The organism is Companilactobacillus kimchiensis, from assembly GCF_001438805.1.
Lineage (GTDB): Bacteria > Bacillota > Bacilli > Lactobacillales > Lactobacillaceae > Companilactobacillus > Companilactobacillus kimchiensis.
The window spans coordinates 27,037-38,779 of sequence record NZ_JQCF01000007.1; the positions used below are offsets into that span (position 1 = coordinate 27,037).

Genomic DNA, 11,743 nt, shown 5'->3' on the forward strand with positions numbered 1-11,743 from the left:
GTAACAATAAACTTTACAATCTGCAAAATATGTAAAAATAGATGACTTTTTTTAAATTAATTTGCTTTTTGGTCAATTAAAGTGTAATTTAAAATTTTTAGGATAAGAATTTTGCTATAATTAAATGGATAGTTTTTAAGGTGGTGCATGTTTTGGGCGGAAATAATAGCCGTGATGATGAAGAGGTTATGCCAGTAATGATGGATCCAGAGAGTTCCTCACAAGATACAATGTTGCGAGGATCAGCTTGGATGACTGCTGGTAGTATTCTTTCACGTATTTTAGGTGCAATATATATCATTCCATGGATGGCATGGATGGGATCAGATTATCCTGCTGCTAACGCTTTGTTTGCCAAAGGGTATAACATTTATAGTTTGTTTTTGATTATTTCAACTGCTGGTATTCCAGGAGCAATATCGAAACAAATTTCTCATTATAATGCGTTGGACCAGTATTCAACTGGTAATAAGTTATTTAAACATGGTCTGAAAATTATGACCTTTATGGGTGTCATCTTTGGTGCCATAATGTATTTTGGGGCACCAGTTCTAGCGACCCTATTTACTGATGGGGATCCAAGAAGTATCCCAGTCATTCAGTCGCTTGCGGTAGCCGTGTTGATTATTCCTATCTTAAGTATTTTAAGAGGATATTTACAAGGTTACTCAGATATGGCACCCTCGGCTATTTCCCAATTTATTGAGCAAATTGCTCGGGTTATTTATCTGTTAGTTGCAACTTATCTGATTATGATCGTTAATAAGGGGAGTTACATCAGTGCAGTCGTTCAATCAACGTTTGCAGCTTTTATTGGGGCGGCGGTAGCCATTCTAATACTGGTCTTAGCATTATTGCGAAGATTGCCGAAACTGCGGAAATTGTCTCAAAATGGACAACCAGTAGCTGATGTAAATGAAACTAATTTTACAAGAGAAATTTTTGAACAAGCAGCACCATTTATTATTTTAGATGCCGGAATCACATTCTTTAATTTGTTTGATCAATCAACGTTCAACCAATTTATGAGAATGTTTGTTAATGCAACAAGTGCTCAATTGGATAATTATTATTCATTGTTTGGTTTCCAAGCTAATAAATTAATTATGATCGTGGTTTCACTTTCAACAGCGATGGCGGTAACTGCAGTTCCAATTCTTTCAGGCCTTTATTCAAAAGGTAATAAGGATAAAATTGAAAATCAAATTTCTAATACCTTGGAACTGTTCTTCTTCATTATGATTCCAGCCTCATTAGGGATGTATGCAGTGGCTCAACCATTGTGGACAACATTTTACCGTTATGATGCTTTAGGTGTTTTGATGTTACAATTTTCATCTATAATTTCAATTTTACTAGGCTTATTCACTGTTCTGTCAGCTGTATTACAGGCGTTATATCGTAACAAACTAGCAATTAAATACTTTGTTATTGGGTTTATCGTCAAGATTGCCATGCAGTTGCCAATGATTTGGTTGTTCCATGAATTTGGTCCATTAGTGGCCACAAGTATTGGAATGGCAGTGGTTTGTTGGTTAATGGTTCGAGCACTACATGCTATCTATCCATTTAATACTGGTCGAATTACCCGTCGTGTGAGCGGAATCATTCTTTTTTCATTAATAATGTTTATCTCGGTGATTTTTGTTGATTGGGTCGTCTTCCATTTCGTTGGCAATTCTGATCGAATCATCAGTGTGGTCGCACTTGCTTTAGAGGCAGGACTTGGTGGAGTTATTTACGGATACCTAGTTTTGAAAACATCATTAGCTGATAAAATTTTGGGATCAAAGGTAGAAAGAATTAGAAGAATTTTTAATATTAGATAAGGCGAGAATGGGACATAACATGTTCAGTTCTCGAACATCAAGGCAAACAGGCAGTAGTAATCGTATTCTGATTACTACTGCCTGTTTGTTTTAAGTGGAAAGAGCTATGTTATGTTCTACGTTTATGGTTGCATATTTAAATTCAAAACCAGTTATGTTACTAACTCTTTTTAAATATATTGATTTATAAAATTAATAACTAAGTTAGTTATTGTTGGTTGCCAAAATCTATTGTCCATGTGACCAGCATTTCGAACCAGATACATCTCTACCGGTACCTCGTTATCTAAAAGTTTCTGATAGAGTTGCTCACTATTGGAGACTGGAACTATTTGGTCATCTAGACCATGTAGAATTAAAAATGGCACAGTTTTATCAGTAATAAATTTTAAAGGATTTGCCCGGTCATTGAGGGTAGGGGAAACATCGGGCCTTTTTCCTAAGAAATTTTGATAAATCAATTCGTGAGAAGTTGTTAAATTACTATTCATAGTGGTCAAAGGATCCACCACGCCGTACCAAGGAATGGCTAGATTTACATTATGATGAACACCAAGCATACTGGCTAGATGTCCACCAGCTGATTGTCCCATAGCAATGATTTTTTGAGGATCAATTTGATAATCTTGGGCATGTTTTTTTAGGTAATTGATGGCAGCTTGAGCATCTTCTAATTGGCCAGGAAATTTAACCTTATTGCTGTCACGATATTCGACACTGACAATCACAAATCCCTGATGAGCATAGTCAACTAAATTGGCGAGATGAACGTTATAATCGACGTCCATCCAGGCGCCACCCGCGAACCAAAAAATCACCGGGTATAGTCGATCATCATATCGTTTAGGGTGCCGAATGATCGATAAATGTAAATCACGGGTAGTTTGACCAAGCCAACCAGGTACCTGAGTATAGGTTATGTCACTATCAATAATTAATGGATCTTGTTGAATGGGAACTTCAATGATATGTTTCAAAATTATTTCTCACCAGTTAGTTGACTAAATTTAGCCATATATTTTGGCAATTTATTAATAATTTTTGACGGTAAAACAACATATTCTTTTTGATTAAGTTGGTCAGCAATAGTGCTATGAAGTAACAGGGCAGCAGCAACTGTTTTTAGAGAATAGCCAAATTGACCAATGAAACCTGCAATGATACCAGTCAAAGTATCGCCCATGCCGCCAGTCGCCATACCAGAATTACCAGCTTGAATTTGGAATACTTGATCTTTGTAATAAATTTCCGAAAGATGCTTTTTTAAAATTAGAATTGCTTTGGAATCAATTCCTTGTAATTGTTTAAGATTATTATCGATTGTTTGTTCAGAAATGGGTAGATTAGAAAGGCGCTGCCATTCACCTTGGTGTGGGGTCATGATCACGTGTGCGGTTGTTTGTAAGGGAATCTTTTCTTCAGCAATGAGAGTTAAAGCTGAGGCATCTAAAATTACGGTCTGCCCGGTTATAGTATTGTTCAAGACTGTTTTGATTAAACCACGGGCAGTAGATGAGATGCCTAGACCTGGTCCAATAGCTATGACAGTGTTATTCAGGATGGCAGTTAGAAGTTCCTGTTTGTTGAAATAATCGATCGTCATGGCTTCAGGGATGCGAGTATTGATTGCGGTGAATTTTTCTGGAGTTGTGGCGACGGTAACCAAACCAGCTCCACTATTGATAGCTGCACTGCTGCAAAGAATAGCGGCACCGCCAAAATTAGTTGAACCAGCGATAATTAATATTTTGCCGTAGTTTCCCTTATATGATTCAGGTTTTCGGGGGATAATAACTTGATTTAAAATATTTTTACTTATTTTTTCCATTACAAGAACCTCCAATTGTAGTATCATTTTAATTGTAATCTAATTTAGAGATTATTTGTATTGATATGCCGCTGTGGCGGAATTGGCAGACGCGCAGCGTTCAGGTCGCTGTCTAGTTTACTAGGTGCGAGTTCGAATCTCGCCAGCGGCATATGAAGAGTTTCAAAAAGAGCTAAACTCCTTATTAATTAAGGGTTTAGCTCTTTTTTTATTTATTAGAATTTCATATATGTTCCAGATTTTTTATTCTGCTTACTTTATTTAGTCAGCTGCTTTAAAAATCCCCTTATATAAATAACCTTGCCAGGTCCAACCAGAAATCTTTTTGTCGCTAGAAGTTACATAGTAGTAAGTTCTAGTTTGTTTGGGACCAACCTTGACAGTCATTTTTTTAGTTGCATACCAGGTAGTTTGGTATTTGTTGAGGGTAGTTTTTTTAGTTAATTTGACATTAGGACTATCAGCCATAAAAAGTGCCTTATAGAGATTTCCATCAGTATCTTTAGTGTGATAGGCCGTTTTTTTAAATGTTTTAATTGAACCGGTACCAGTATAAGTATGAGTTTTAGTGTTCTTAGCTGTTGTTTGAGCTAAGACGGTGTTACTACTGATAATGCTTGGTAAAGCAATCAAAGGTAATGATAGTATCACGATTGCAGCACCAAGATTTTTAATTTTTTTCATGGAAGATCCTCCGTTGAATAATATCAAATTAGATGTCTAAACTAATTTGATATCATTCAACCATATTTGAACCTAAAATTCCAATGATAAGTTGTCCAAAATAAAAAAATAAATGCTGAATTAACAACATTTGTTTTTTATTTAGTTAAAAATCTTTTTCACCTAAAGCATGTTGAGCGGCAACATTTAAAATACTCCATTGTCTGTCAAATCCTGGTTGGAAGAAGAAATCGGCATCAGCAAGATCTTCGACGGTCAATTTATGTTGAATTGCTAAAGCCAAAACGTTTCCTTGAGCGGTTGCATCATAAGTTGAGAGAATTGCGCCTCCTAAAAGAACGTGTGAACTAGGGTTGAAAAACAATTGCACACAAACTTTGGGATTATCTTTGTTGGTCGGAACATAAGCAGGTCTTAAACTGCCAGTGTAGAAGGATGATTTAATAGCAACATTGGAACGTCCAGCAGTAAAACTATTTAAACCACTTTCAGCAAAGTGATAATCGAAGACACTCAAGGCTGATGATCCGACGACCCCAGCGAATGGTAAAGCCGGTACTTTTTCAAAGAGATGTTTGACGATATAACGAGCCTCACGACGAGCAACAGTGGCTAAAGCAATTGGAACATGGTTATCAGCAGGAATTGAGTAAGCTAAAGTGGCATCGCCTAAGGCATAGACATCTTTTAAATTGGTTTGAAGATATTCATTAGTTTTTATCCAACCGCGATCATCGAGTTCAACGGTGTCCTTGAGCCAATCGGTATTTGGTTTAACCCCGGCAGCTTGAATAACCAAATCACTTGGGTATTCAGTTGTTTCAGTTTTAACGCCAGTCACTTGATCATTGCCAGTATATTCTTGAATATGAGCGTTAGTAATGACTTTGATACCTTTATCAGCAAGATGTTGAGCAAGAATATCTGTCATTTCAGAGTCGAGATAGGTTCCTAAGGGACGATCAATGACGTCCAAAATGGTGACATTCTTACCAGCTTTTTTACTAGCCTCGGCAGCTTCAATCCCAATGTAGCCGGCACCAATAATAGTGACATTCTTAATGGTAGAGTCTTCTAACTTGGCCTTGATTTTAGTAGCCCAATCAAAACCACGCATTAGAAAGACATTTTTGAGATCATTACCGGGAATTGGTAGTGATTTAGGTGTGACACCAGGACTGAGAATTAATTTATCATATTGATATTCAGTACTGCTTTTATCGATTGTATCAAGGGAAGTGATAGTTTTTTTATCAGCATCGATTTTAGTTACTTGATGATTATTTAAAATTTCAACATTTTTATCCGCAGCAAAATCACTAGGTCTGAAATTGCGAACGTCATTAACATCGGTAACACTATTTTCCAAATATAGTTCAGTTCCGCAGGACATAAAGGAGACAAAATCGCCCGCTTCGAATAATTTGATGTCAACGTCATCGTAACGTTTAAGTAACTCAAGAATTGATTGATGCCCACCATGTGATGCACCAATAATTACTACTTTAGTTTGTGACATAAAAAAATAACCTCCGCTTGTAAATTTTAAAACTCAGTTTATACAAGTACAGGTTATAGCTAACTAAATGGAGTGTCAATTGATAAGTTAGTTGACGAATGTCAATAATTTAGTTTTAACTAAGAAAATAATTGGCCTTAGAAAACCAGCTTAGAAAGGGCTTTAGTTAACGTTTGTGGGGTCATCGACAAATTGTCTTGTTTCAAAATAGATTCGATTTCAGTTTGAATATCGGTTTCCCTTAATTTTTTAAGATATTGAAATCCAGCGATAGTTAAACCATTGAACTTAATTAGAGTGACATATTTCAAGGGACTAATGATTCCCGAAATTAAGCCATCATTAATTAAGCTGATAGTTGTATCCTGGATATCTTGAATAAGGAATTGATTAATATTATCACTAGCAACGTAATCTCTTACAATTTGATATCTTTGAGCATCATCTAGTAGTTCTTGAAAATCTTTAGGATTCTGTTCGGCAATTATTTCCAGAATCATCTTATAAATAGCAAATTTATCCATTTTTTCACGTCCCTTCAAGTAGATTATAAGTTAAAGATCTAGAAAAGAATACTTACTATTTATTGATAACATTCCGAGAATAATAAATAGTTTAGTAAATTTGGTATATACCTATTGTATGAAAACGATTTCAGTATTATACTTTGTTTTGTTGTTAGACAAACTAGCGACGAAGGAGGGGGAACGTCATGAATAATTTCATGGATTGGCTTCAAAATACTGTTATGCCACCTATGGCGAAAGTAGGGAACAACAAATATCTTGTATCTATTCGTAATGGGTTAGTTTTAACTTTACCAGCTATCATTAGTGGTAGTATTTTTCTTATTTTAGGTAATATTCCTATTCCAGCATGGACTAATTTGATTAAACCATATATGAATATGATCAGTGTTGCTGTTAATGGTTCTTTTAGTATTATTTCACTGTTAGCTGCTATCGGAATTGGTTTTGAATTAGCAAAGGCTTTGGGGATAGATGCTATTTCCGGTGCGGGATTATCGACTATGGCTTTTGTTATTGTTTCTTTTGATGATAAGTTTAAATTAGATACAAATAATTTTTCGTCTTCAGGTTTATTTACTGCTATTATTACTGCTATGATATCTGTAACAATTTTCAATTTCTTTATTAAAAAGAATATTATTATCAAGTTACCAGAAGGTGTACCAACAGCCGTTTCAAATTCATTTGTTTCATTATTACCAGGTTTTGCAATTTTGCTACTATTCTGGTTTATCAGAATGCCATTGAATATTGATATTAATCAAGTTATTCAAGCAATTTTCCATCCATTGTTATTTGCAATGAATACATTACCAGGAATTTTAGTTTACACATTCTTGGTTAGTATCCTTTGGGTTTGTGGTATTCACGGGGATATGACCTTGGAAGGGATTGCTGATCCTATTTTCTTACAATTCTTAGCTTCAAATGCAACTGCTTTTGCACATCATCAACCACTTCCATACGCAACTGCTGCTGGTTTTTCCAGTTTGATGGTTAACGTTGGGGGTACCGGTGCTACTATTACGCTGGTTGTTTTGATGTTATTCTCAAAGAGTAAGACTTATCGTGATCTTGGACGGGTAGCCTTTCCAGGTGCCATGTTTGAAATTAATGAGCCAGTTATCTTCGGATTCCCAATTGTTATGAATCCGTTGACAATGATTCCATTTATTGTAATTCCATTGATCCTTGCAACTGGTAGTTACTTATTGATTACAATGGGATTAATGAGAGCTCCATTAGCAATGGTTCCATGGACAATGCCTCCAATTATTGGACCTTTAATGGCAACTGGTTGGGATTGGCGTGCCGCTGTTTGGTCAGCAATTGAATTAGTCCTTGCTGGAGGAATGTACTATCCATTCTTCAAAGTTGCTGAAAAACAAATGCTTGCTAAAGAAAAGAGTCAAGATGCTGAAGCTGCTAAGGCCGCTGCCGAAAGTGGGACAGAAGTTGAGGGTGCAACCCAAGCATAATAACGATTACGAGAGTGGACGAATATGTTCAATTTTCGATTCTTAATGTAAAATATCCACAATTCAGACTTTGAATTGTGGATATTTTTATACAATAGACAATTTGTCTAAATTAATCTGCCAAATATTTGCATAAAGTCCCCGTAAAACGCGATAATTAAAGTATAGAAATGAAATTAGGAGATTGTCATATGATAAAAGAGTTTAAGGATTTCATTAGTCGTGGGAATGTAATGGACCTAGCAGTTGGTGTAATTATGGGTGCTGCATTCACTGCTATTGTTCAATCACTTGTAAGTAATTTAATTAATCCGTTGATAGGTCTGTTTTTAGGGAAAATTGATCTGAGCAATTTAGTTTTCAAGGTCGGGGATGCTACTTTCAAATATGGGACGTTCATTGAATCCATCATCAACTTTTTAATTATTGCCTTTGTGGTTTTCTTGATTGTTAAAGTAATGAACAAGGTCATCAAGAGCCGTGAAGAAGAAGCGGAACCAGAAGAAACTAAGGAAGATGAGATGGTAATGTACTTGAAAAAGATCTCAGACGCTTTAGATGAAAAAAGCGATAAGTAAAAAACGTAACTCAGTCTGATTAGAGCGTAAATTAACGGAGTTATTATGATGTTGCCGCTCACCACAAGAAGGAAAATTGACTGGAACATAGCAGGGCACAACTTGGAGTTTCTTGTACCCAGAGTCTTCAAGATTAGCCTTTTCTAATCCGGAAAAATACGCCGAATAAGTAAAATATCGCTATTGAGCCATTTTTTCTTCCTGGTTCCGAGCTAGGGTTTTGTTTTCAATAGTATATAGTTAGTAACTATTTTTATGTTACTAACTTTAATTGAAGTTTAATATTCAAATTTATCTTAAAACTTAGTCATTCTAAATGATTAATAATAAAAGACTGTCTTAACCGATGTGGAATCAGTTAAGACAGTCTTTTTGGGTTAAAAATATATGTTTTTTATTAAAGGAACCAAATAATCAAAGCGTTACTTAGTCTGGAATAAAAATCGGAAATAGGCTTAGTAGAAGGCTCGATTTCAAAACAACTCTGAATTTGAGTTGATTCGAAACGATGCCCTCAGCGCATTCCAGCCTATTTCCGATTTTTATGGAAGACGGCAAGATAAGAATATTTTCGTTCTTGCCGAACTTAAGTAAGAACCTAATTTGATTCAATTCCGCTTTTTAGTAGATTCGTTTAAAGACTTCACACAAACAAGGGATGTCCTCGTTAAATGTTTTATTAGCGTCCTGATATTCTTTTTTAAAGAATGATTCGTGAACTTCACGCCAATAATCTAAAGTTCGATCACCTTCGCCCTCATGGTAGGCATGTTCAGCACTGACCTGTTTAAAAGGAACTACTTCAGTAACTAATGTTTCAGTAATACAGATCGGTTCCTCGGCACCATTTAAGATAATATTATAGTCACCAACTTGGGGCATATACTCAGTTGGCTCGTAAAGCTCGTAAGAAGAGGTTGTGGCGGTTTTGATGCCGTCATAAACCAATTCAGCTAATTGTTGTGCATCATCAGTATTGCCGCCAAAAAGAGTGATATCACCTAAGGGGTAGTAGAGCGAGTTCTTATCTCTGAGAAAGTTAAACCAATAGTCTTGGATTTTTTCTTTATCCATAATAAAAGGCCTCCATATATTATATAAAATATAACATACGGAGGCCGTAGTCGTTACATATGCTTGATGGGAAACTCCACAACAAATTCACTACCATGGGGTAAATTGTCTCGCACAGAAATAGTTCCATGATGGATATTAACAATCTGGGTGGCAATTGCTAAGCCCAGTCCGTGACCACCACTGTTAGAGTTACGGGATTTATCGACACGATAGAAGCGACCAAAGATTTTAGCCTTCTCACTATCGGCGATTCCAACACCGGTGTCAGAAATGATAAATTGATATTTTGAACCCTCAATTTGATCATAGATCTTGATGGTGCCATTTTTGGGGGTGTATTTCGTTGCATTATCTAATAGGATAATTAGCAATTGTTTGATCTTATCACGATCCAAGTAAAGCGTCGGATGATGATTTAAGCTAATTTGGAAAACTTTTGACTGTGAATTAATAATATCCTTAAAAGGTTCGATTGGATCTTTTAAGAAAAATTCAGGAGTGGTCAATTCAAAATTAAATTTAGTTGTAGCTGAATCAGAGCGTGCTAAAACTAATAAGTTATTAGTTAAGGAATTGAGACGATTGACCTCGTCCAATGATACTGAGATAGCTTCAGCTTCATCAAGAATTGTTTTATTAGGTTTAGTCAGCATATACTCAAGTTTTCCTTGAATGATTGTCAACGGTGTCCTTAATTCATGGGCAGCATCATTAACAAATTCCGTCTGTTGTTTCCATGATTTAATGATTGGTAACATATTTATTCGAGCTAAGAAATAAGAAATTATTAAAGCAATTATCCAGAAAATAAAGAAGGTAATGATTAGGATTTTTTCAAAATTATTGATTGCTTGAATCTGGGTGTCGATATTTTGCATGATCAAAACATAATGACCCGCATACATCGGATTGTTATTTTTTTCGGAAACTTTGATTAACATTGAACGGAAATTCATATTATTGATAATTAAGGTTTGTTTTTCGTTAAGAGCACGTTTATTTAGTTTAATATTTTTGAGTACTGAATAACGATTACCCAAACTAGTTTTGTTTAATAATTTACCTTTATCATTAAAAACCAAAATTGAAGCTTGAAAGGGTGCTTTAGGATCAGGTTTATCAGTATTGGTTTGAAAATGATCAGTCGGACCATGTGGATCGGGAATGACCCGCTTTTTCATATTGGGCTGTTTTTGAATCGAAACGACCTGATTCTTAATATCAGTATCAATACTCTTATAAGTGGAGGATTGAAAAAGATTAAAAATGATCAATCCTAAAGTCAGAAATAGGACCGCAAATGAAGCCATGATTGATAGAAAAAGTTTAAATTGTTGTCGCTGAGTAATTTTACTTTGCTTAGATTTCGTTTTCATCTTGGAAAATATACCCGACGTTTCTGATAGTTCTGATCAAATTATCGTTTTTAGAAGGACGCAATTTTTTACGTAAGTTACTCATATAAACCTCAACTACTGTAATAGAAGTATCAGAATCAAAGCCCCAAATACGTTCAAAGATTTGATCTTTAGTTAGAATAGTATTTTTATTCTGTAATAAGTAAACAAGTAGATCGTATTCCTTACCGTTCAATAAAACCTGTTGGTTGTCAGCGACAATAGCATGGTTGTTTAAGTTGACCTCAAGATTTCTGATTTTTAAGGTAGAATCATCGGCTAAAACACCACTACGTTTCAATAAAGCCTTAACCCGGGCCTGTAATTCCTCACGGTGGAAAGGTTTGGTTAGGTAATCGTCTGCACCCAAGTTAAAGCCGTGAATCTTATCATCGATCTCAGCCTTAGCGGTCAGAATTAAAACAGGGGTATTGATATTATCAGCACGAATATTCTTTAAAACGTCGTAACCGTTCATTTCAGGCAACATTATATCGAGAACAATTAGATCATAAACGTCCTCAGTAGCTGCAAATTTACCACTTAAACCATCATTTTCAATGTCAACTTCTGAAAAATCTGATAAGAATGAGGCGATGTTATTAGCCAAATTCTCATCATCTTCAACTACTAAAACTCTAATATTGTTTGGCATAGTAAGCTCCTTTTATAAATTCTTTCTGATATATGGTCAATTAAAGTTCAGGAAGAATCAATTTCATTGATAATTATAAAGCATCTTTTTTGATTTAAGCTTAATTTAAGTTAGTTTGTCTAATCTTAGCCTTGTTGTTACGAAAGGAATTTGAACAGATGAAAAATA

11 protein-coding genes and 1 tRNA gene are annotated in these 11,743 nt (G+C 35.3%); 4 read left to right on the plus strand and 8 right to left on the minus strand.

Annotated features, from left to right (window positions below; translation table 11 throughout):
- Positions 1 to 197 precede the first annotated feature (197 nt).
- Positions 198 to 1,829, plus strand: coding sequence for a putative polysaccharide biosynthesis protein (locus IV57_RS05105; protein WP_057880518.1), 1,632 nt, complete (start codon positions 198 to 200; stop codon positions 1,827 to 1,829).
- Positions 1,830 to 1,999: 170 nt separating this feature from the next.
- Here the strand turns inward: IV57_RS05105 and IV57_RS05110 are convergent, their stop codons facing one another.
- Both IV57_RS05110 and IV57_RS05115 read right to left on the minus strand, forming a co-directional pair.
- Positions 2,000 to 2,806: an alpha/beta hydrolase gene (locus tag IV57_RS05110; protein WP_057880429.1), complete on the minus strand. Its 807-nt coding sequence runs from the start codon at positions 2,804 to 2,806 to the stop codon at positions 2,000 to 2,002.
- A gap of 2 nt (positions 2,807 to 2,808) precedes the next feature.
- Positions 2,809 to 3,657 carry an NAD(P)H-hydrate dehydratase gene (locus IV57_RS05115; RefSeq protein ID WP_057880430.1) on the minus strand — a complete coding sequence of 283 codons (849 nt, stop codon included), beginning with the start codon at positions 3,655 to 3,657 and terminating at the stop codon, positions 2,809 to 2,811.
- 67 nt (positions 3,658 to 3,724) lie between these two features.
- Here IV57_RS05115 and IV57_RS05120 point away from each other — a divergent pair.
- Positions 3,725 to 3,808 (plus strand) — tRNA-Leu (locus tag IV57_RS05120).
- A gap of 110 nt (positions 3,809 to 3,918) precedes the next feature.
- On the opposite strand, the gene IV57_RS05125 is transcribed toward IV57_RS05120, so the two are convergent.
- The 3 genes from IV57_RS05125 to IV57_RS05135 form a co-directional block, all read right to left on the minus strand.
- The gene (locus IV57_RS05125) at positions 3,919 to 4,341 is read right to left on the minus strand and encodes a hypothetical protein (protein ID WP_057880431.1); all 423 of its coding nucleotides are present in this window, start codon (positions 4,339 to 4,341) and stop codon (positions 3,919 to 3,921) included.
- A gap of 145 nt (positions 4,342 to 4,486) precedes the next feature.
- Positions 4,487 to 5,860 carry an FAD-dependent oxidoreductase gene (locus tag IV57_RS05130; RefSeq protein WP_057880432.1) on the minus strand — a complete coding sequence of 458 codons (1,374 nt, stop codon included), beginning with the start codon at positions 5,858 to 5,860 and terminating at the stop codon, positions 4,487 to 4,489.
- A 137-nt stretch (positions 5,861 to 5,997) separates the two neighbouring features.
- Complete coding sequence (locus IV57_RS05135) at positions 5,998 to 6,384, minus strand: hypothetical protein (RefSeq protein ID WP_057880433.1); 387 nt, start codon at positions 6,382 to 6,384, stop codon at positions 5,998 to 6,000.
- A 188-nt stretch (positions 6,385 to 6,572) separates the two neighbouring features.
- Between IV57_RS05135 and IV57_RS05140 the strand changes: the two genes are divergently transcribed.
- Both IV57_RS05140 and mscL read left to right on the plus strand, forming a co-directional pair.
- A complete protein-coding gene (locus tag IV57_RS05140; RefSeq protein ID WP_057880434.1) occupies positions 6,573 to 7,868 on the plus strand; it encodes a PTS sugar transporter subunit IIC in 1,296 nt (431 codons plus the stop codon).
- A gap of 191 nt (positions 7,869 to 8,059) precedes the next feature.
- The gene (gene mscL, locus IV57_RS05145) at positions 8,060 to 8,446 is read left to right on the plus strand and encodes a large-conductance mechanosensitive channel protein MscL (RefSeq protein WP_057880435.1); all 387 of its coding nucleotides are present in this window, start codon (positions 8,060 to 8,062) and stop codon (positions 8,444 to 8,446) included.
- A 621-nt stretch (positions 8,447 to 9,067) separates the two neighbouring features.
- Here mscL and IV57_RS05150 read toward each other — a convergent pair.
- From IV57_RS05150 to IV57_RS05160, 3 genes are read right to left on the minus strand one after another with little or no spacing between them, the layout of a single operon-like run.
- Positions 9,068 to 9,520 (minus strand): ASCH domain-containing protein, encoded by a 453-nt coding sequence (locus IV57_RS05150; protein WP_057880436.1) that lies wholly within the window; start codon positions 9,518 to 9,520, stop codon positions 9,068 to 9,070.
- A gap of 53 nt (positions 9,521 to 9,573) precedes the next feature.
- Complete coding sequence (locus tag IV57_RS05155) at positions 9,574 to 10,899, minus strand: sensor histidine kinase (protein WP_083488893.1); 1,326 nt, start codon at positions 10,897 to 10,899, stop codon at positions 9,574 to 9,576.
- A complete protein-coding gene (locus IV57_RS05160) occupies positions 10,883 to 11,575 on the minus strand; it encodes a response regulator transcription factor (RefSeq protein WP_057880437.1) in 693 nt (230 codons plus the stop codon). The genes IV57_RS05155 and IV57_RS05160 overlap by 17 nt, the downstream gene beginning before the upstream one ends.
- Between the last annotated feature and the right edge of the window lie 168 nt (positions 11,576 to 11,743).

Bases quoted from the DNA above. Each gene is read 5' to 3' on its own strand.
- IV57_RS05150 (WP_057880436.1), bottom strand. From the start codon at position 9,520: ATGGATAAAGAAAAAATCCAAGACTATTGGTTTAACTTTCTCAGAGAT.
- IV57_RS05115 (WP_057880430.1), bottom strand. From the start codon at position 3,657: ATGGAAAAAATAAGTAAAAATATTTTAAATCAAGTTATTATCCCCCGA.
- IV57_RS05135 (WP_057880433.1), bottom strand. From the start codon at position 6,384: ATGGATAAATTTGCTATTTATAAGATGATTCTGGAAATAATTGCCGAA.
- IV57_RS05160 (WP_057880437.1), bottom strand. From the start codon at position 11,575: ATGCCAAACAATATTAGAGTTTTAGTAGTTGAAGATGATGAGAATTTG.
- IV57_RS05105 (WP_057880518.1), top strand. From the start codon at position 198: ATGATGGATCCAGAGAGTTCCTCACAAGATACAATGTTGCGAGGATCA.
- IV57_RS05155 (WP_083488893.1), bottom strand. From the start codon at position 10,899: ATGAAAACGAAATCTAAGCAAAGTAAAATTACTCAGCGACAACAATTT.
- mscL (WP_057880435.1), top strand. From the start codon at position 8,060: ATGATAAAAGAGTTTAAGGATTTCATTAGTCGTGGGAATGTAATGGAC.
- IV57_RS05130 (WP_057880432.1), bottom strand. From the start codon at position 5,860: ATGTCACAAACTAAAGTAGTAATTATTGGTGCATCACATGGTGGGCAT.
- IV57_RS05125 (WP_057880431.1), bottom strand. From the start codon at position 4,341: ATGAAAAAAATTAAAAATCTTGGTGCTGCAATCGTGATACTATCATTA.
- IV57_RS05140 (WP_057880434.1), top strand. From the start codon at position 6,573: ATGAATAATTTCATGGATTGGCTTCAAAATACTGTTATGCCACCTATG.